The organism is Geobacter sulfurreducens PCA (assembly GCF_000007985.2).
Taxonomy (GTDB): domain Bacteria; phylum Desulfobacterota; class Desulfuromonadia; order Geobacterales; family Geobacteraceae; genus Geobacter; species Geobacter sulfurreducens.
Genome location: NC_002939.5, coordinates 1,679,690 through 1,699,443, shown reverse-complemented (window position 1 = coordinate 1,699,443; position 19,754 = coordinate 1,679,690). Strand labels below are relative to the sequence as shown.

The 19,754-nt window shown below is 64.2% G+C and carries 14 protein-coding genes and 1 pseudogene; 4 read left to right on the top strand and 11 right to left on the bottom strand.

What is annotated here, in order from left to right:
• Positions 1-40: 40 nt before the first annotated feature.
• The 3 genes from GS_RS07715 to GS_RS07705 all read right to left on the bottom strand — a co-directional run bounded on the left by GS_RS07715 (position 41) and on the right by GS_RS07705 (position 2,241).
• Complete coding sequence (locus GS_RS07715) at positions 41-886, bottom strand: hypothetical protein (RefSeq protein ID WP_235045004.1); 846 nt, start codon at positions 884-886, stop codon at positions 41-43.
• Between the two features lie 199 nt (positions 887-1,085).
• The gene (locus tag GS_RS07710) at positions 1,086-1,700 is read right to left on the bottom strand and encodes a LysE family translocator (RefSeq protein ID WP_010942192.1); all 615 of its coding nucleotides are present in this window, start codon (positions 1,698-1,700) and stop codon (positions 1,086-1,088) included.
• A 94-nt stretch (positions 1,701-1,794) separates the two neighbouring features.
• Complete coding sequence (locus tag GS_RS07705) at positions 1,795-2,241, bottom strand: DUF2845 domain-containing protein (RefSeq protein ID WP_010942191.1); 447 nt, start codon at positions 2,239-2,241, stop codon at positions 1,795-1,797.
• A gap of 113 nt (positions 2,242-2,354) precedes the next feature.
• Between GS_RS07705 and GS_RS07700 the strand changes: the two are divergent.
• A pseudogene (locus tag GS_RS07700) lies at positions 2,355-2,634 on the top strand (type II toxin-antitoxin system RelE/ParE family toxin).
• Positions 2,635-2,643: 9 nt separating this feature from the next.
• Positions 2,644-2,937, top strand: coding sequence for an addiction module antidote protein (locus GS_RS07695; RefSeq protein WP_010942189.1), 294 nt, complete (start codon positions 2,644-2,646; stop codon positions 2,935-2,937).
• Positions 2,938-2,974: 37 nt separating this feature from the next.
• On the opposite strand, the gene GS_RS07690 is transcribed toward GS_RS07695, so the two are convergent.
• The 4 genes from GS_RS07690 to GS_RS07675 form a co-directional block, all read right to left on the bottom strand.
• The gene (locus tag GS_RS07690; RefSeq protein WP_010942188.1) at positions 2,975-3,778 is read right to left on the bottom strand and encodes a transposase; all 804 of its coding nucleotides are present in this window, start codon (positions 3,776-3,778) and stop codon (positions 2,975-2,977) included.
• Positions 3,779-4,004: 226 nt separating this feature from the next.
• A complete protein-coding gene (locus GS_RS07685; protein ID WP_235045003.1) occupies positions 4,005-5,174 on the bottom strand; it encodes an FG-GAP repeat domain-containing protein in 1,170 nt (389 codons plus the stop codon).
• A 564-nt stretch (positions 5,175-5,738) separates the two neighbouring features.
• Positions 5,739-6,554 (bottom strand): exodeoxyribonuclease III, encoded by an 816-nt coding sequence (gene xthA / locus GS_RS07680; RefSeq protein ID WP_010942186.1) that lies wholly within the window; start codon positions 6,552-6,554, stop codon positions 5,739-5,741.
• Between the two features lie 139 nt (positions 6,555-6,693).
• Positions 6,694-7,953 carry a cytochrome-c peroxidase gene (locus tag GS_RS07675; RefSeq protein ID WP_010942185.1) on the bottom strand — a complete coding sequence of 420 codons (1,260 nt, stop codon included), beginning with the start codon at positions 7,951-7,953 and terminating at the stop codon, positions 6,694-6,696.
• Between the two features lie 308 nt (positions 7,954-8,261).
• Here GS_RS07675 and GS_RS07670 point away from each other — a divergent pair, with 308 nt between their 5' ends.
• On the top strand, positions 8,262-9,884 hold the full coding sequence (locus GS_RS07670) for an AAA family ATPase (protein WP_010942184.1): 1,623 nt from the start codon (positions 8,262-8,264) through the stop codon (positions 9,882-9,884).
• Positions 9,881-10,573: a hypothetical protein gene (locus tag GS_RS07665; RefSeq protein WP_010942183.1), complete on the top strand. Its 693-nt coding sequence runs from the start codon at positions 9,881-9,883 to the stop codon at positions 10,571-10,573. The genes GS_RS07670 and GS_RS07665 overlap by 4 nt, the downstream gene beginning before the upstream one ends.
• Before the next feature lie 38 nt (positions 10,574-10,611).
• On the opposite strand, the gene recD is transcribed toward GS_RS07665, so the two are convergent.
• From recD to GS_RS07645, 4 genes are read right to left on the bottom strand one after another with little or no spacing between them, the layout of a single operon-like run.
• The gene (gene recD, locus GS_RS07660; protein WP_010942182.1) at positions 10,612-12,399 is read right to left on the bottom strand and encodes an exodeoxyribonuclease V subunit alpha; all 1,788 of its coding nucleotides are present in this window, start codon (positions 12,397-12,399) and stop codon (positions 10,612-10,614) included.
• Complete coding sequence (gene recB / locus GS_RS07655; protein ID WP_010942181.1) at positions 12,396-16,010, bottom strand: exodeoxyribonuclease V subunit beta; 3,615 nt, start codon at positions 16,008-16,010, stop codon at positions 12,396-12,398. The genes recD and recB overlap by 4 nt, the downstream gene beginning before the upstream one ends.
• Entirely contained in the window at positions 16,007-19,201 is a 3,195-nt protein-coding gene (gene recC, locus GS_RS07650) for an exodeoxyribonuclease V subunit gamma (RefSeq protein ID WP_010942180.1), read from the bottom strand. Before recC ends, recB begins: the two co-directional genes overlap by 4 nt.
• Positions 19,192-19,533 (bottom strand): TSCPD domain-containing protein, encoded by a 342-nt coding sequence (locus GS_RS07645; protein ID WP_010942179.1) that lies wholly within the window; start codon positions 19,531-19,533, stop codon positions 19,192-19,194. The genes recC and GS_RS07645 overlap by 10 nt, the downstream gene beginning before the upstream one ends.
• Between the last annotated feature and the right edge of the window lie 221 nt (positions 19,534-19,754).

The window sequence follows — 19,754 nt, the reverse complement described above, 5'->3', positions numbered from 1 at the left end:
TAACTTCGCAACTTCGTAGCGTATCTCATCGACCGGGCAATCATGGCTTGAGCCCGAGCAACTCCCGTCCCTTCATGCTCAGCCGGGGAGCGCCGTCAACAACAAGGATCATCTCAAGTTTCTGCAGAGCGCGCATGATGTCGCGTGCAGACGCGTTGCCGACCGAGAGCATTCGCGTCCGTGCCCGGTTCGAGTCCTTTGCGGCAAGCGCCTTAAGAAACTCCACCGAAGCCGACAGTTCGTGATCGTTCAGCCCGCGCCACAGCCAGAGGCTTCCGAATATCTCCCCATAGGAGGATATGATCAGGTGCGAGAGCGCTCCGACAAGCCCAAGGGAAAGATGTGCCCGGTCAATATCATCCTCAATGGTGAAGGGGTCGTCGATAAGGATCGGACCAGCTACCCACCCCACATAGTAATCATCGTGCGGCTCATAGACATGGCCGATACACCCCAGCATGGCCAGAGCGAAAACAAGATAGAGAGACCAGAACAGCCCCGGCGCAGTGGCAGGAAGCGTCGTACCGTAAGATATTCCCAGCAGGACACAAAACAGTAATGCGCCGACGACGAACCACGGATAACCTCTGCGTCCTCGCTGGCAATCCTGCGTTGGCCTCAAAAAGAACGAAGCCGCCATGAACGCGAGGGACAGATTGGCTCCGGTCGCCACGGACGCGTCGTACCCAAGATGATCTACTAGCGGCACGTCTACAATCATCAGCGTGAAAACAAGGAATATCGTTCCCACCACCATGAATATCGGAGTCAGAACAACCGTCAGCATGGCAAACGTAGCCGTGTCATGCCTCGCGGAATCCAGGCAGAGCCTCAGCCTGTCGCGGATGAGGTCGTGATTTGGGGATATCTCGATAGGGTGCGTCATAGCAGGTTGTTCCGGTGCCAATGTGGCCGTTGAAGATACTGACTAGGGTATGAAGTGCGCCCTATGGCAGATGAGCATTGGCCGCTCACGGTATTTTCTGAAGCATATATGCGCCGGATAAATGGCAGAGAAGCCCTGCGAGACGATCGGAACTCCCCTGCGGAATATTCTCAGGCTCTCACTCCATCAGCCTTCCACTTCACTTCTCCGAAAAAGCCAGATGCACGCCCAGAGCGGCAAACGCGCCGGCGAAGCTTCGGCGCAACCAGGCCTGGACCGATTCCGATTCGATCACAACCGTACGAAAGGCATTGGCCAGCAGACCATAGACCACGAACACCGCAAAGGTCATGGCCATGAACACGCCGCTCAGGACCAGCAACTGCGGCAGGGGGCCGGCCGGGCCGGGCCTGACGAATTGCGGCAGGAAGGCCAGGAAAAAGATGGTCAGTTTGGGATTCAGGATGTTGAGCAGCAGCGCCCTCACCACCAGTGACAACGCCGAGCGTCGCGAAGGGGTGCTGTCCAGGGCAAAGGTAGAGGTGTCTTTCCACGTGGCATAGGCCACATAGAGCAGATACGCCACCCCGGCGTACCTGAGGGTCTGGAATGCCAGCGCGCTGGTGTGCATGAGCGCCGCAAGCCCCAGGATCGTCGCCAGCAGATGCGGGATGATCCCGGCGGTGCAGCCGAGCGCCGCGTAGACGCTGGCCGCGCGCCCCTGGGCGATCCCCGTGGAAACGGTGAAAATGACTCCGGTACCGGGAATGAGGACGACAATGAGTGAGGTGATGAGAAATTCGGCGCTGATCATGGCTGTCCTTGTGTGAATCGGTGTTGTCTCGACACTTCAGAAACGGTTTCCGGCAAACATCCCAACGCTGCGGGCCGGCGTGCATCCAGTCGGATCAGTATCCGTACTCGCCCGTCCTGATCTCCACGAGCCGGTCATCCAGGAATTTCAGGTGATAGAGGAAACGGTCGGGCCCGAAGTTGTAGACCCACTCTTCAGTGGTCACCGTCGTCAGGAACGTCCCGTCGCGGGTCACCGCCTGGACCCGCTCTTCCCGCCGCTGCTCCTTCCGGGCCGGCTCGCCGCACTTCTCGATCACCCCTGCCCGCGTATCTCCGGGCGCCACGATCCTGTCGCCGCAGTAGAATTTCGCCGTGGTGGAGCCGGGCTCCCTGAGGATCGGAAACGCCTTGGCCGGCGGAGGGTTCTTATCGCCCTTGCGTGAGTAGTGGGCGACCGTGGCGGTCGGTTCGACACGGGCGCCAGTGACTCCGATGGTGAACACCAGTGAAAAGATCACCGCCATAAGCGTGCAGGATGTCGACAGGGTCAATCGCTTCACAATGTTCACCTTACTGAGGCTGCCCCGCCCCTTGCGGGTCTGTCCAACGGCTGAGCATGGTTACTGCTGTATTATGGGTTGACAGCTTGTAGCCAACTGGCTACAGTATAATCATGATTGAAATCCGCAAAACCGAACTGTTTGCCAAATGGCTTGACAATCTTCGTGATGTAAAGGCCAAGGCTCGGGTCCTCGTGAGGATTGAGCGGCTTGCGTCCGGAAATCCCGGAGACGTCAAACCGGTCGGCGATGGAATCTCGGAAATGCGTATCGACTACGGTCCTGGTTACCGAGTTTATTTCTTCCAGCGAGGAAGCGAATTTGGCCGGCGGCGATAAAGGCAGCCAGTCTCGGGATATCAAGGCGGCAATCCGCCTCGCACAGAACCTATAGGAGCTGAACATGACCAAAACCGCAACCAGTCGCTATGACGTCGCCGAACATCTCCGTACTCCGGAGGAAATGGCCGCCTACCTTGAAGCCTCCCTCGAAGAGGCTAATGGCGATGCGACCTTCATCGCCAAGGCACTCGGAGACATAGCCCGCGCCAAGGGGATGTCGCAGGTTGCACGAGATGCCGGTCTTTCCCGCGAAAGTCTTTATAAGGCACTTTCAGGAGAGCGGGTTCCCAGCTTTGATACCATCCTTAAAATCATTGCGGCACTTGGACTTAAACTGCACGCAGAAGCCAGGTAACCTGCTGATAGCAGGAACTCCTGAGGGTCGGACCACGCTAACCAACTGGAACTACATCGTAATCGTCCCAAAAGAATGCATTTTCAGGGCTTAGAACCTCACTTTTGCCGGTAAAATGGGCATGGTAAGGCTCCGCATCCTCTCTCAGGAAACTCGCTCCGTCCACCTGTTCTTCCAGCTTCCGTCCCTTGGCGCTGCACCCCATCTTCCGTTGCGTGTCTGTGATAAAAGCCGAACTGCCGACTGCAATGCTTTCGGTCCAATGGCCTTCCCGATTCATGCCCTTCTTCAGTGCATCCTCAACCCATTTACGGTGCTGTTCGGCAAAACTCCCGTAATCCGGGAAACCGCAAGCATCGAAAAGACTGTGCCTGTCGATAATGGCGTATCGGTCCGGCGGATTCTGAATCTCGTTGTATCCGTTCATTTCCCATTCCGCTGGATGCGTTACGACACCGGCGCGGACCATGTTCAGATCGATGTAAACGAGGCAACGGACGAGATGCTCGTTTCTCTCGATCGCGGTTGCGTGGTACCGATCTTCCCAGAACGCCCCTTTTCGATCTTTCCGCTGATTGAATTCCTGCGCGGTTCTTCCGGCGATCAGTTGGATGCTCTTTGCCACGACCTCTGGTTTCGTATCCACTACCAGCAGATGAACATGATTTGAGGTGACGGCATAATTCAGAACCTGCAGCCCGAACCGCTTCTTCGCCTCGAAGAGCCAGTGCAGCCACCGACGCCGGTCTCTGGCAAACTTGAGAAGAAACTCTTTCTTGTGACATCGGTGTGTGATGTGCCACACCTGACCCGGTATGTAGTGCCGATTCGCTCGTGCCATGTTAAGTGCTCAATTATGACCCTGAAAATGCGCTTCTAAGGGTAAAAATCTCCCAAAAATGAGGTGTAATTGTTGAAATATCGTTATGTTAGCTTGGTCCGACCCGATTCACGGTGACCCATGTGCCGGATACGCAGCGGAGAAGCCCTGCGAGACGATTTGCATTCTATTCATTTACTGAAAGTTGGAGACGCAACTCCTCATGACCTTCCCCCCTTTTTTCTTATTACTTCGTTGGTAGAACAAATAACCCTCCTCCTGATAAGGTAGCAATGACATCAGGCATTCCATCGCTAGTAACATCGATCAGTGCCATTGCCTGATGAGTAAATGTCCCTCCAGAAAACTGAGTCTGTAAATCGAATGATTTAAAGGTGTCAAAAGAGTGATTTGCTGTCTGAGGCAGTATTTGTACTTTGCTATGCTCACTCAATATCACGATATCATTCAAGCTATCCCAGTTCATGTCGGCAATTTTAATTTCATCTTGCGCAGTTAGGGGCGTTAACTGAAGAATCTGAGGGCCGGTTATGCTTCCAGTGGAATTTTGAACAAATATATTGAGACCATTACTTGCAGGGTCAGCGGCAACAATATCTGCTAGACCATCGCCGTTAATGTCTCCCACAGCAAATGATCTAAAATCTGGCCAGTAACTTGTTTGAACTGTGTAATAATCGGGTGTTGCATTGAATATCCCCGGCGAACTTTGCTTTATTACCGCCAATTGCTTTAGGTCGCTTTGAACGATGATATCATTGCGTCCATCATTGTTCATATCCGCAACATGAACCTCTCCTCCATATACAACCGGAACTGAGGTGTAGGTTTGCTCAGCGCCTAGCCCACCGGTTTCTTGAAAAAAGATTGATAACAGCCCATTACTTCCCTGCACACTTGCTACCACAATATCCTTGCGACCATCACTATTTAGGTCAGCTATAGCTAAGGTTCCTGCTGTATCAGTTGAAAGAGCATATTCCTGGTCTGGATCGAGAGCATGTGTTGATCGATTCTGAATATAAACCTTAGTTCTGCCACGTAATTCTGGAAGTCCTGGTACGTCTCCACTAACCACTAAATCTGACAAACCATCATTATTAACATCGCCAACGGTGATTCCACTTAATTGTAACGATGAATCAATTATCAGTGGCTCATTTAGTGCGCCCATTGCATTCTGGCAATAAATAAGGATTCCTTTACTGCCATTTGCCTCAATTACCGCAACATCGTTTCGGCCATCACCATTCAAGTCACCAGTAGCAATATCGCCGAATGCATTTGTAAAAGCGGTTGCAGGCACCGGATAGCCTATGCCAGCGGAGAATTGTAATTGAGTATTTCGCGGTTGTTGATTGCCCTCATTCTGCCCTCCACAACTCGATACCAGCATGCATATGAAGAGACTACAACACATTCTAAAAAAATATCGATTCATTATAGTTAATCCTCTTCCCATGATATGTAGATGCTATTTGATATGGTGTTGACCTATGATGCCAACGTGGTGGGAGGACACCGGCGGTTTTAGGCCGGTGCTTCTTCCTGGTTGGCAATTCGTAGATTTCTCCCCGTTGCTTCAGCTTTGTCTGATGTCGAAGTTTGCTCGCTGATAGCCTCAGTTTGACTTGCGTTGTCAGTTTGGGGAGACCTCTTGCGGGTCGGACCAAGGTAACCAACTGAAATAACATCATAATAGTCCCAAAAGAACTCATTTCCAGCGCTTAGAACCTCACTTTTGTCGGTAAAATCGGCATTGTAAGACTCCGCCTCTCTCCCAGAAAACTTGCTCCGTCCACCTGCTCGTCGAGGGAAGCAGGGACCTGCCTTAGTTTTCCCATACCCGAATCAATTCACTCCACGCATCACTAACACCCTTTCATAAATCAATTACCATCTCCGTTCAATCAGGAAAACCCCTATACGCCGCAACCTCGGGCCGTGTTTCAGGCGATGATCACACATCCACCTCCACCCACACGGGGCAGTGGTCGGACGGCTTTTCCATGGCGCGGATGTCGTAGTCGATGCCGGCGGCGCGGCAGGCTTGCTGGAGCGGACGGGTGAGGAGGATGTGGTCGATGCGCAGGCCCCGCTTGGGCTCGGACTCGAAGCCGCGGCTGCGGTAGTCGAACCAGCTGAAGCGGTCGTCGATGTCGGGGTAGAGTTCACGGTAGCTGTCGTGCAGCCCCCAGTCGCGCAGGGCGGCGAACCAGGCCCGCTCTTCGGGGAGGAAGCTGGTCTTGCCGGTGCGGAGCCAGCGCTTGGCGTTGTCGGCGCCGATGCCGATGTCCGGGTCCACGGGGGCGATGTTGAAGTCTCCCATGACCGCCAGGGGGGCGTCGGGGTCGCAGGAGGATTTCAGGTAGGCGAGCACGTCGGCGTAGAAGCGTTCCTTGGCCGGGAACTTGACCGGGTGGTCGCGGCTTTCGCCCTGGGGGAAGTAGCCGTTGATGACCCTCAGGGGCGGCCCGGCGGGGAGGTCGAAGGTGGCGCCGATGAAGCGCTTCTGGGCCTCGTCGCCGTCGCCGGGGAGGCCGAGCCGGACGTCGCGGGGCGGCTGGAGGGAGAGGAGCGCCACGCCGTGGTGGGTCTTCTGGCCGTGGTAGATCACGTGATAGCCCAGGGCCTGCACGGCGGCCAGGGGGAAGTCGGCATCCTGCACCTTGGTTTCCTGGAGGCCGATGATGTCGGGCCGATGGGTCCGGACCAGTTCTTCGAGTTGATGGAGACGGGAGCGCAGGCCATTGACGTTGAAGGATACGAGTTTCATCCCGGGTCACCTCGCAAAGGGGAATTGTGCTCGTATCACTAGCAGATTGCGGGTTCATTATCCATTGGTTTGTGAACGGGCTCGAGGCGGGCGAAAATGTGCCCCGGACCGGGCGGTCCGGGGCGGTGCAACGGGTCGGTCAGGGCTGATAACCGTCGGTGAGGGTCTTCATGAAGGCCACCAGGGCGTCTTCTTCGGCATCGGAGAGCTTCAGGTTGCCCAGCTCGGTGGTGTTCATGGTGAGCGCCAGTTCGGGCTCGGGCCAGCAGGTCACCTTTTCGCCGGGGGAGCCGGGCGCGCAGGTGGGGAGAACGTCGCGGGTGTTGTAGAAGTGGACGATCTCCTTCAGGCTCTTGAAGTAGCCGTTGTGGCCGAAGGCCTTGACGAAGTCGGGCGAAGTTTTCTTGTCCACGTTGCGCAGTGTGGGCACCTTGTGCTTGCCGAGGTTGGCCGTGGCAAAGCGGCTGTAATCGATGCGGGAGGCAAGAAAGCCGCCGAGCCCCTGGTCGATCCAGTTGATCCCCAGTGGGTTGAAGGCGGACTCATAGAATGGGTTCTCGCTGTTGCGGGGAACGCCCAGGTTGTCGTAGGTGTAGTCGGTGAAGAGGGGCGCGCGGCCGGTATTCACGTGGCAGCGGGCACATTTGGCCTTGCCGTTGAAGAGGGTGAGCCCCCTTCTCTCCTCGGGCGTCAGGAATGCCTTGCCGGCCAGGAAGGCGTCGTACTTGGAGGTGAAGGCGTTGGATTCGGTCGAGCCTTCGTAGGCGGCGATGGCCAGGGCTATGTAGTCGTAGGCCAGATCGGATGCGGCCCGGTTGGGGGCATCGAGGTTCACGACGGTCCCTTCGGTGGCGCAGGCGGCTGCCACGTCGGCGGGCCAGGCAATGGCGCACGAGCCGGGCCAGAGGGTTTCCATGGCGGTGCCGTAGGTGGCGGTGCAGACCCGGTGGACCACGCAGGCCGAGTCGGGCAGCCCCTGCTCCAGCGGATTCAGGAACGGCCCCTGGGCCTGGTCGGCGGCGGGGTTGCCCAGTTTTTCGCCGGTGGCGCGGCCGTCCCAGAAGTTACCCCCCACGAACATGCCGCCGCCCTGACGGATATACTTGAGGATGGGCGCGGTGGTGGCGTAGGCCGATGAGGGTGGTTTGCGGTTGCCGAAGCGCCCGGCAATGGAGCCTTCATACACGGCGCCGTGGGCGTTGACTTCCGAGGTGGGCCCGGTCCACCCCGCCTCGGGGGCGTGGCAGTCCGCGCATGACTGGTTGCCGTTGATGGAGAGGTTGGTGTCGAAGAAGATGTCTTTGCCCAGTTGTTCCTTGACGGTCAAGCCCGCCGCGCCGGCGGCGCCTGCCGCCAGGAAGAGGAGTGCCACTGCTCCGGTGAGTCGTTTGGATACCATCCCTGTACCCCCTTGTTGTGTGGAACCTGACCATGTCGTTGTCGGACAGGTTTCCGGAATATGCGGTCGCATCCCTGCCTTCCCCGGCGCCGTATCACCCTCCTTTCCCGTACGTCTGTTGCCGGCGCTCATGTCCGGCCGGGGCCCGCAGAGGTTAACTCTACATAATGATTAACCTTTGTCAAACGCCCTCCGTCCGGGCCCGCCAATGAATTACCCCTTGACATCCAGGGATTTGAACTTTATAACTAGTTGAAAATCTGATTATTTTACTCGCCGGGCAGTTTTCCGGCCGATGTTCGTGCCCCATGTATCGAGACCATTTCGGCTTTACCGAACAACCCTTTGCGCTCACCCCGAACCCTGATTTTCTCTTTCTGAGCACCCACCATCAGGAGGGGTTCGCCCACCTGCTCTACGGCATTGACACCCATGCGGGGTTCATCGAGCTGACGGGCGAGGTGGGGACCGGCAAGACCACCCTGATCAGGACCTTCCTCAACCAGCTCGACCCGGCCACGCACCGCACCGCCCTCATCTTCAACCCGACCCTGTCGTCCCTAGGGCTGCTCCAGGGGATCAACCGGGAGTTCGGCCTCCCCTGCGCCAGCTCGGAGCGGGGCGAGTTGCTGGAGGCCCTGAACCGTTTCCTGCTGGAGGAAAGCTCGGCCGGCCGCACGGTGGTGCTGGTGATCGACGAGGCCCAGAATCTTTCCGCCGAGGTGCTGGAGCACATCAGGCTCATCTCCAACCTGGAGACCGAGCGGGACAAGCTGATCCAGATCGTGCTGGTGGGCCAGCCGGAGCTGAAGCGGCTGCTGGCGCTGGAAGAACTGCGCCAGCTCAACCAGCGGATCACGGTGCGCTACCACCTGGAGCCCATGGGATGCGACGATACGCGGGAGTACATCCGGCACCGGATCAGGGTGGCGGGCGGCGGCCGGGAGCCGGTGGCGTTCACCCTGGGGGCCGTGAAGAAGATCTACCGCTTCTCCAAAGGGCTGCCCCGGCTGATCAATGCCGTGTGCGACCGGGCGCTCCTGCTGGCCTACACCAGGGACAGCAGGGAGATCACCGCGTCAATGGCGGCCGAAGCCATCATCGACGTGCGCCAGGAGGAGGGGCGGCGCTTTCCCATCCCCCGCAAGACCCTGCAGCTTCTGACCCTGGCCGCGGCGATAAGCATCGGCGTTGCCGTGTTCAACCGCGCGGACAAGGAGCCACCGCCCCCGGCCGTGGCCGGAGAGGCAACGCCAGCCCCGGCGCCGCAGCCGCCTCCCCTGACCGGCGACGCTGTCCGCAAATCCCTGACGGCAACGGCCGCGGGGGACAACCTGGTGACCGCGGCCAACGCCCTGCTGGGGGCATGGCAGGCACCCGCCATCGACCGGGCCGGGCGCAGCGACGATATCCGCACCCTGGCGGCACGGCGCGGTTTCACGGCCACGGAAATCAAGGGGAGCCTGGACGACATCCTGCGTTTCGACGCGCCGGTGCTGCTCCAGGTGGAGCTTCCCGACGGCACCAGCCGGTTCCTGACCCTTACGGCCGCGAACAACGGCTCGTTCACCGTGGTGCCGGCTGTTGCGGGGAAAGATTCCCTTTCGCGCGGCGAGATCGAGGCGTTCTGGGAAGGACGGGCCTGGATGTTCTGGAAGAATTTCCACGGAATACCGTTACGGACCCGGGCGGGAAGCAGGGGCAAGGGAGTGAAGCCGCTTCAGGAGCTGCTGAAGGGGGCCGGTTTCTACGATGAAAAACCCACGGGCGACTTTGATGCAGCTACCGAGGAAGGGGTGCGTCGCTTCCAGCAGTCCGAGGGGCTGCAACCTGACGGCAAGGCGGGGGAGAAAACGCTGGCGCTCCTCTACCGCAGGGCGGGCGGGTTTTTCCCGCCGGGACTTACGGGAGCAAAGGGGAGCACGCAATGAGCCTGATTCTTGACGCGCTGAGAAAAATGGAGCAGGAGCGCAAAGCCCGGCGCGGGGCCACCGAGAACATCCGTCCCGACGTGCTTGGTCACCGGGGCGCGCAGCGCTCCGACAGCCGGAAACGGTGGCTGTTCGCGGCCGGCGCCGCAGTGATCCTCCTGGCGGGTCTGGCAGTGGGCCTGTTACTGAAGGGCGGCAACGACGCCACGCGCACGGCGGCGGTACAACGCCGGGACGCCGGCCGGCCGGCCCCGCTGACGGCCGGGTACCAGGACGAGGGTACGGAATCCGCGCCTGCGCCGGCCCCCGTGCCGCAGCCCCCGGTTCCGCAGCCGCAACCGGCTCCGGCCCTTGAGGCGCCGCGTCCCGTCCCTGCCCCGCCCGCGGCGGCTGTTCCGCGCCCCGTGCCCGCGGCACCGCGCCCGGACGAGGAGGAAGAAGAAAGTGCTCCGGTGGTACGCGCCCCAAGCACACCGGCACCCGTTGCCGTGGCCCAGCCCGCGGATCTGTCCGTAACGGGCATCGCCTGGCAGGATGAGCGGCGTCTGCGCCGGGCCGTGGTGAATGGCACCCTGGTTGCGGAAGGAAACGTGGTGGCGGGCGCCCGCATCGTCTCCATCGGCGAGCGCAAGGTCCGCTTCTCCAAGGACGGCCGCACCTTCGACGTCCCCCTCTCCGGCGGTCACTGATCCGGCGCGGCTGTCCGGCCGCGCCCCCCATCACCCCATCATCCCCACAACGCTTCCCGCAGGCCCGACCGCCGTTCGCTCCTCCGCGCCGCAGCGGACCGCAGGATCTCCTCGTCCGCCCAGATGACCGCACCGGTCCGGGCGCGGGTGAGTCCCGTGTAGACCAGTTCCCGCGTGAGCACGGGACTGTCGAAGGGGGGGAGCACCAGCAGAATCCGGTCGAACTCGGACCCCTGGCTCTTGTGGACCGTCATGGCGAAAACCGTTTCGTGGGCGGGCAGCCGGGCCGGGGAAATCTTTCTGACTCCGCCGCCTGGTGCGGGAAAGCAGACGGCCAGGCCGCCGCTGAAGGCGGGATCGGCAACCGCCAGGCCGATGTCGCCGTTGAAAAGCCCCAGCCCGTAGTCGTTCACCGTCACCATGACCGGCCGCCCCGGATACCAGACGCGGTCGGCATCGATGAGCCCCTGCCGTGCCAGGACCCGCTCGATGGCCCGGTTGAGCCCCTGCACCCCGTACTCCCCCTGCCGAACGGCACAAAGGACCCGGAAGCGGTCGAAGCAGGCCAGGGCCTGTTCCGGGTCCGCCTGCCCCAGATACTCGCCGTACCCCGCAACAACGCTCTCAGCCAGGGCCCCGGCAAGCCGCTCCGCCGGCGGCACGGGCCGGAGCGCCACGCCTCCGTCCATCCCTTCTCCTGACACAAGCGCCATGAGCCGGTCCCCGTCGCCCTCGTTCACGGCCGCACTGGCCGCGCCAATGGCGCTGGCCGCACCGAAGCGGTAGTTCCTGCGCAGGATCACCAGGGAGTCGGCCGGCGTACCCGGCTGGTCGTTCCCGTCGTCCCCGGCTTCTCCCTCGATCTCCTCACTCGCGGCATCACGGATGAACTCCCGGAACGGGGCCGAGAACCGGTGCGCCCGCCCGGTGTCGCAGATGTCGCCCAGCACGGCCCCGGCCTCCACCGAGGCGAGCTGGTCCCGGTCCCCCAGGAGGATGAGCCGAGCCGACGGCGCCAGGGCCTCCACCAGCCGGGCCATGAGAGGCAGCGGCACCATGGAGGCCTCGTCCACCACCACTACCCGGTGGGGCAGCGGATTGTGCCGGTCATGACGGAAACGGACCGAGCCGGGAATCACCCCCAGCAGCCGGTGGATGGTGGAGACCTGGCCGGGAATCCGTTCCGCCACGGGGGTCACCGCTGCCAGGCGCTGACGGGCGTCGCGGATGGAGTCGCCGAGCCGCGCCGCGGCCTTTCCCGTGGGCGCTGCCAGGGCAATGCCCGCCCCCTCCTCGCCGGCCTGCTCCAGGAGCAGGGCCAGGATCGAAACCACGGTGGAGGTCTTGCCGGTACCCGGCCCCCCGGAGATGACGCAAAAGCCGCTCCGCACCGCGGCCGCGGCAGCCACCCGCTGCCAGTCCACGGCATCGTCCCCCTTCGGCCCGAAGATCCGGTCAATACCCGCCCGCAGGAGCGGCAGGGAAACGGGACGGAGCTCTGCGGATTTTTGCTTTATGAATTCAGCAACTAGATATTCATAGTTCCAGTATCGATAAAGGTAGAGGCGGTTCTTTTCGTCAAGGATCAGGGGGGTGCGGCCACCGGGCGGGCCCACCACCGGCAGGGCCCTGAGGGTGACGGCCAGGGCCGCTCCATTGCTGCCAAAGGCCTCGTCCAGGTGCAGGCAGACGTGGCCGGCCCCTACGGCGGCGCTGGCGTGCATGGCGGCCCGATGGAGATCGTCGTTCCGGCCCCCGGCCAGGCGGCAGAGGAAGTCGGCAAAACAGGCGTCGATGTCGCGGAATTGCAGGTCGTCGGCACTCACGGCGCTCCTCCTTCCCGCCCGGCGAGGCAGTCGGTCAATGCCCGCACTAGGTCGGGCCGCGGCAGGTCATGATAGACCCCCAGGGCGGGGCGTTCGGGATCGATCCCCCGCAGGAACAGGTAGAACACTCCGCCGAAGTGCTCCTCGTAGCGATAGCCGGGCAGACGGCGCTCCAGGAAGCGGTTGAGGGCCACGGTGTAGAGCAGGTACTGGAGCGGATAGAGGGAGCGCTCCATCTCCCGGCAGAGGCGCTCGGGGCCGTAATCCTCGGCCCGGTTCCCCAGGTGGTTCGATTTCCAGTCGATCAGGTAGTAGCGGCCACTGTGGCGGAACACCAGGTCAACGAAGCCGCGCACCATGCCCCGGGCCTCGCCGAAGGCGATCCGGCGCGCCACCGCCCCCAGGTCGGCCCCCTGGGGGAGCACCCCGGCCCCGGCCAGGATGGTTGCCACTTGGGCGTCCCGCACGAACCGGAGCGGGAAATAGAACTCCAGCTCCGCCAGCCAGCTGCCGGGGGCCAGGTCGGCCAGACGGAAAGAATTCCCCTCCCCGCCCAGAGGAACATTCAGGACGTTGCCGACCATGCGGCTCACCGGATCGAGCCACTGGGCGCCATGGCCGTTGCGCTCCAGTTCGCGCCGGACCAGGTCCCGCACCGTATCGTCGCCGGCAACGGCAAAATCGAGCTGCTCGAAGAGGCCGTGCAGGAAGATGCCGGCCCGGGGCCCCCGGGGAAAGGCGAACATGGAGCCCTCGGGCGGGGCTGCCGTGTCGCTGGCCGCGTCGGGCGGAAGCTCCGGCGGGGTCTGGTCCCGGTCCGGCAACTCGGCGGGTTCCCGGTGCCCCGAGGCAAAGGAGGTGAAGCTGGCCACCCGCCAGCCCGCGTCGATGTCGCCCCTGAAGTCCCGGCAGACCAGCGGCGCCTCACCCATGGCCGGCCGGAAGCGGGGCAGCCGGTCCGGGCACGGGTCTTCGGTCACGGCAATGCCTCCGCCGCTTGCCGTTGCCAGGTGGTCGAGCCGCTCCAGCAGGGTCTGGTCGGTCGCCTTCTTCAGGGTCCCTTCCAGGAGCGCCACCGGGTCGCCTCCCCCGTCGGGCCGGCTGCCGTGGAGGAGCCAGCCCGGAGCCGATGTCTCGGCGCCGCGGAACTTACCCCAGACCAGGTAGGCGCGGCAGCGGGCCCTGGTGAGGGCCACGTAGAGGAGGCGGAGATTCTCGGCCAGGGCCTCGGTGCGGGCCCGGCGCTGCCGCTCGTCCCGGCGGTCGGTGCCGAAATCCGCCACCAGCCGGTAGCCCTCCTCGTGACAGAGGGTCAGGTCCCCGTCATCCCGCAACCCGCCCCACATGAAGGGGGCAAAGACCACGGGATACTCCAGCCCCTTGCTGACGTGGACCGTGACGATGCGGACCGCCCGGTCGTCCGATTCGAGCCGGATCTGGTAATCCTCCCCGGGCGGGGGCACGCTCACCCGCTCCCCGAACCACGCCGTCAGGGCATCGGGGCCGAGACGCCGCTCAACGGCCGCCTGGTGGAGCACCTCGGCGCAGTGGCGCAGGTTGGTGAGCCGCCGTTCCCCGTCGGGCAGGGGAAGGCACCGCTCCCTCACCCCCTCCCGGTCCAGGAGGGCGCGGAACATGGTCATGAAGCCCTGCTCGCGCCAGAGGTCGCGGTAGTCGCGGAAGGCGGCGATCCGCGCTTCCCAGGCCGCCTCCTGCTCCATGAGAAGCGCCAGGTCGTTGCCGTTGAGCCCGAAGAGCGCCGTGACCAGGGCCGCCCTGACCCGCCCCTCGTTCCCCGGCTCGGCCACGGCCCCCATCACGGTCCAGACCTCGCCGGCCTCGCGGGTCTCGAACAGGCTGTCGGCACTCTGGACCACGGAGGGGATGCCCCGCTCCCGCAGGGCCTGCTGGACCAGGCCCGCCTCGAAGTGGGACCGGACGATGACGGCCACGTCGCCGGGGGTGAGGGGCTGCATCCGCCCGTCCTCGTCCTCCAGGCAGGCCGTGCCGGCGCGGCCGTCGGCCAGGAGCCCGGAGATCTCGTCGGCAACGGCGGTGACGATCCGCTGCCGGCCCGTACCCAGGTTGATGCAGTCGCGGTCGCTCTCGCCCCGGCGGAAGAACCAGAGCTGGAGCGGTGCCGGATCGCGGTCGCCGAAGGAACATCCCTGCCGCCGGGCCGCCGTGACCGGGGGAAAGGCGATGTCGCCGGCCAGGAAGGGGTGCTCCCCCCCCAGGCGGAACAGGGAACTCACCGCTTCGACCATCTCCGGCGTGGAGCGCCAGTTGCGGTCCATGGTGAAGCGCCGCTCCGCCGGGATCTCCTGCCGGGCCTCCAGGTAGGCGAAAACGTCGGCCCCCCGGAAGCTGTAGATGGCCTGCTTGGGGTCGCCGATCAGAAACAGGGGCACTGCGCCGCCGCTGAAGACCGCCCGGAAGATCCGGTACTGGACCTGGTCCGTGTCCTGGAACTCGTCGATGAGGGCGGCCCGGTAGCGCTCACGCAGCCGGTCGGCCAGGGCCGCGCCGCCGGGCCCGCCAAGGGCGGCGTGGAGGTCCGTGAGCAGGTCATCATATCCCCGGACGTTGCGCTGCGCCTTGAGCGCGGCCAGCCGCTCCCGGCCCCGGGCCGCGAACTCGGCCTTCAGAAGCAGGAGCCGCTGGGAGGTGAGCCGTGCCAGGCGGTCGCAGAGATCGAAGCAGTCGTGCCGGGGCGGGTCGGCCTTTTTGAGCCGCTGCCCGGCCAGGAACCCGGTGGTGAATTTGTCGAACCCGGCAAAGAGCGCGTAGGGGTCCGCTCCGGCCGCGTAGCCGTCCATGGCGACCAGAAGTCCCGGCACCAGGTCCGGGTGGTAGTTGCTCCTGGAGCGGCTCAGCCCGGGATCGGCGGCCAGGATGGCGGCAATCTCCGCCCGTTGCGTCCGCCAGAGGGACGAGAGCGCGGCAAAGGCGTCCCGGATCTCCCCGGCCACGCGGTCCGCTTCACCGGAATGCCAGACCGGCTCCACGGCCAGGTGGGGCTTGCCGGCAATGTTCCGCAGGAATGCCGCCAGTTCCTCCGGGGACCAGCGCCGGCCCAGGGCCAGGGGGAGCAGCGGCGCGTCAGCGCCGAAGAAGTGGTGGCGCCAGAAATCGTCCGCCACCTGGCGCAGGAGCGGTTCCTGGTCCGCCGCCAGTTCGGTGTCGAACAGGGAACCGCTCTCGAAGGCGTTTTCCTGGAGCGCCCGGAGGCAGAAGCCGTGGATGGTGGAGATGGCGGCGCAGTCGAAGGTCTGGAGGGCGCTGTCTATCCGGGCCAGGGCTGTGGCGTGCCCCGGCCAGCGCTCACCCAGGGCCAGCCGGTCGAGGAACTCGTCCGGCGCGCCCCCACCGGCGAACCGGTCGCGGGCCTGGCGCAGCCGCTGGCGGATGCGGGCGCGCAGCTCCTTGGTGGCCGCCTCGGTAAAGGTCACCACCAGGATGTTATCGGGGAGCAGCCCCTCCCCTTCCACCACCAGGCGCAGGTAGAGGCAGGCTATGGCAAAGGTCTTGCCCGTGCCGGCGCTGGCTTCCACCAGGTTGTGGCCGGACAGTTCCACGGTCAGATTGTCATGGGGTCGCAGGGAAGTCACCGCTCGTCCTCCCGGTGGGCCAGCAGGGGGGTCAGGATTGCGACGGACGTCTCGCGGAAGGCGTCGTCCAGGGGATCGGCAGTGCCGAAGCAGAGCGCATAGTAGGGATCGTCCCCCTCTGGGTAGAAGTCTCCCCCCCAGGTGGTGCGGGCCGCCGCCATCTCGCCCGTGCGGGCAAAGGCCAGGGAGCTGCGCGGGAAGAACCGCAGCGGCTCCCGGCTCCCCTGCCCGTAGTACGACACCAGAGCCTCCAGGTGCGCAAGGGGATCGGCCACGGGACGGAGCGCCAGGTCGCCGTCAGCGGCCAGGAGCCTGCTTGCCGCCCCGGTGGCGGGCAATGCCAGGGCATTGAAAACCAGGTGCTCAATCCAGAGCCGGATGTGGTCGCGGCCGGACAGCCTGGCACAGCGCCAGCGGATAAGGCCGGCGGGCCAGAGGGAACCCAGCTCGCCCACGAGCCGCCGCTCACCCACCCGCAGGTCCACGGTCAGGGGTTCGAGGGGGGGCTGGCCGTTGGTTGCCGGCCGGACCCGGTCGGCCAGGTCCCGCACCCGGGCGGTGAGCCCCGCAAAGGCCAGCTCTCCCTGGCGCGCCGGGGGCAGGCCGCCCCGGGCCCGGGCCACGGGGAGGAGGTCGGCCGGGTCGCCGCCCGCCAGAATGTGGTCCAGGATCTCCTGTTCCAGCAGGAAGGCATCCAGAGAGTCCAGGGCAAAGGGCTCCCGGTCCTCCAGGGGGGAGCGGCTCTCCTCCAGGCGGATGCCGAGCCGGTGACGCATGAGGTAGCGCACCGGGTGCTCGAAAAAGGAGATGAGCTGCGCCAGGGGCAGGATCTCCGTTTCGTCGGCCGACGCCGGACCGGACTCGGCCAGGGGGTGCTCCAGGAAGGGGCGCGGTGCGTCGTCCCTGCCGCGACGGGACAGGGCGCGACACTCTTCGGCCGCGTAACTGAACAGCCCGCCGTCACCGGTGAAGTAGGCGGGGCTGAAGGGCTGGAGCCGGTGCCGTGTCACCAGGGAGGCCGGGAACCGGTCGGTGCCGTCCGTGAAGCGCGATCCCAGGTAGTCGAGGAACTCGCTCACCAGCACCGACGGGGGAAGCTCGGCGTTATCCCGGACGCTCTGACCGGTGTAGCTGATCACCAGGCGCTCCCGGGCCGAGAGGAGGGCTTCCAGAAAGAGGTAGCGGTCCTCCTCCCGCAGGGACCGGTCGCCGGGACGGCGGTCTGCGGCCATCAGGTCGAAGCCGGCGGCGCGGTCCCGGCGGGGGAAGGAGTCGTCGTTCACCCCCAGCAGGCAGATCACCCGGAAAGGGATGCTCCGCATGGGGAGCATGGCGCAGAAGGTGACCCCGCCGGTCATGAAGCCGAGCCCCTGGTCGGGCCTGTCGAGCCGTTCGCCGAGCCAGGCCCTGATCACGGACCGCCCCACCTCGTCCGTGAAGCCGGAGCCCGCGCCGAGTTCGCCGAGGCCGTCCACGATCCTGCCCAAGGCGGCACGTTCGAAGGCGGTGGCGTCATCGGGATTGAAGAAGTCGGCCAGGATGCCGCGCAGGGTCGCTGTCCACCCCTCAAGGGAGCGGGGGCGCGCCAGATCCTGCCGCACCCGCTCCAGGGCCTCCACGAAGCGGATGAAGCGCCCCAGGAGCACCGGCCCGTCCCCTTCCATGGCATCGTGGGGGAGGATGCCGCCGAACATGGCCCCTTCCTCGTCGGGCATGGCCACCCCCAGCAGCAGCCGGTCGAGCCCCGCCTGCCAGCTGTTCTCCCGGTAGGCAGGCAGCCCGGCAGCCCGGCGCTCGTTCTCGTCCATGCCCCAACGGATGCGGGTGGCCTCAACCCAGGAGCGGATCTGTTCGAGACCGGCCTCGTCGATGCCGAAACGGCGGTGGACCGCGCCGGTCTCCAGGATGTCCAGCACACCGGTCGCCGGGAAGCGGCCCAGGGGGAGATCGAGGATGGCCAGGAAGGCGTCGGCCGCTCCCCCCGCACTCCTGATGCTCCGGTCGGCAATGGAAAACGGGATGCGCCGCCGCTGGTCCTGACCGCCGCCGAACACCGCGGCAACATAGGGGGCATAGGTCTCGATGTCCGGCGTCATCACGAGGATATCCCGGGGCGTGAGGCCGGGCAGGTCCTCGAACATGGCCAGCAGGACGTCGTGGAGCACCTCCGCCTCGCGCATGGGGCCGTGACAGGAATGAATCCCGATCGAGCGGTCGCCGGGGTCCACCCGGACCAGGCGCGGAGTGCCGTCGGCCTCGTCCAGGGTAAGGATGCCGTTCTGCACCGCTGCCAGGAGCGTTTCGCCGGGGGCGTCGGCATAGAGGTCGCGCTCGCCGCCCGACAAGTCGTCGCAGGCCAGGATGAGGGACGAGAAATCGCGCCCCGGCTTGCCCAGGGAGGCAAGCAGCGGATGCCCCTCCACGGCCTGCTGCCGGCGCTCCGGGGTCATCCGCGCCCGGGCGCCGGGCGAGACGATATCCCCCCAGTATTCCCGGCAGGGGCTCAGGACGAACAGGTTCACCGGGCAGAGCCGGGCCAGGGAGGTGAAGATCTCCAGGTGGAACGGCGGAAGGTACGAGATGCCGAAGACCGACACCCGTTCGGGGCAGACGCCGGCAGGGAGACGCCCCCCGGCCAGCTGTTTCAGAAATGCGTCGCGCACGGCCCCCCGGTGGGTACCGGGGCTGTCCGCGGTCAATGCGCGCCAGAGCCGGGCCTGCCACTGCTGGTCCCGCCCCGTTTCCCAGGTCGCCAGCAGGTCGCCCCGGAACACGGTGTACTGGTCAAAGGTGTCGGCGATCCTGGCCGCAAGCTGGTAGAGCCGCAGTTCCCGGTCCTCCCCGGCCAGATACCCCCGCAACTGGCCGAAGGCCGGTTCCGGGAGCAGGCGCGGCAGCAGGTCCATGATCCGCCAAGTCAGGATGGCGGGGTCAAAGGGGGACTGGTCCGGCAGATGGGGCAGCGCCGCCCGGAAGAGCGACCAGACAAAGGCATTGGGAAAGGGATAGGAGCCGTTCGCCCAGATCCCCAGGCGCTTTGCCAGCTCCATGGCGAGCCACCGTTCCATGCCCCGGCTCTGCACCACGATGGTCTCGGGAACAAAGGGTGACGACAGGGGGGGCTCGACCACGGCGCAAAGCTGCTCGACCAGGGCCTCCATCCGGTTGCTCGTGTAGATGGTCAGGGGCAACGGTCCTCTCCTTTCCCCTCATCCAGGGCCAGGGCCACCGCCTCCGCCAGGGCGTCGAGACAGGTGGCGGCGCCCAGGTGGCACGATATCCCGGCCAGGTCCCGAACCACAACCTGCGGGTCCATGCCCGAGAGCAGGCCGCGGGTGATCATCCGGGTCAGGCCGTCCATGACGGCGCTGCCGCACCCGCCCGCCTTGCCGAAGCGGCAGAAGACCTCGACGGGCAGACCGGTGTCCGGGTCGCGGTTGACCGTCACATAGAGCTTGCCGCAGTTGGTCTCCAGCGCCACGGTCGTGCCCCGCAGCGCCGCGGGACGTTTTCGTTCCGTCATGGGTGCTCCTCCGTGGGGATATAAAGGCAGGCTACAGTATCGTCCAACAGTGCGACAGGATATGTCCTCTATCCCGCCTGCCGGGTATGCCCCAGGAGTCGGTTATACCCCGAACGCCCCTCTCCTGCCAAGGGCTCCGACTTCTGGCGCCACATTTTGTTGACACAATGATAGATGGCGGAGTATTAAAGGAAATTCCGTGGTTCACGGCCGCTCCTGTC

What these genes read in the sequence shown, in the direction of transcription:
- GS_RS07715 (WP_235045004.1), bottom strand. Translation starts at nt 886, where the DNA reads ATGACGCACCCTATCGAGATATCCCCAAATCACGACCTCATCCGCGAC.
- GS_RS07710 (WP_010942192.1), bottom strand. Translation starts at nt 1,700, where the DNA reads ATGATCAGCGCCGAATTTCTCATCACCTCACTCATTGTCGTCCTCATT.
- GS_RS07695 (WP_010942189.1), top strand. Translation starts at nt 2,644, where the DNA reads ATGACCAAAACCGCAACCAGTCGCTATGACGTCGCCGAACATCTCCGT.
- GS_RS07690 (WP_010942188.1), bottom strand. Translation starts at nt 3,778, where the DNA reads ATGGCACGAGCGAATCGGCACTACATACCGGGTCAGGTGTGGCACATC.
- GS_RS07685 (WP_235045003.1), bottom strand. Translation starts at nt 5,174, where the DNA reads ATGCTGGTATCGAGTTGTGGAGGGCAGAATGAGGGCAATCAACAACCG.
- xthA (WP_010942186.1), bottom strand. Translation starts at nt 6,554, where the DNA reads ATGAAACTCGTATCCTTCAACGTCAATGGCCTGCGCTCCCGTCTCCAT.
- GS_RS07675 (WP_010942185.1), bottom strand. Translation starts at nt 7,953, where the DNA reads ATGGTATCCAAACGACTCACCGGAGCAGTGGCACTCCTCTTCCTGGCG.
- GS_RS07670 (WP_010942184.1), top strand. Translation starts at nt 8,262, where the DNA reads ATGTATCGAGACCATTTCGGCTTTACCGAACAACCCTTTGCGCTCACC.
- GS_RS07665 (WP_010942183.1), top strand. Translation starts at nt 9,881, where the DNA reads ATGAGCCTGATTCTTGACGCGCTGAGAAAAATGGAGCAGGAGCGCAAA.
- GS_RS07645 (WP_010942179.1), bottom strand. Translation starts at nt 19,533, where the DNA reads ATGACGGAACGAAAACGTCCCGCGGCGCTGCGGGGCACGACCGTGGCG.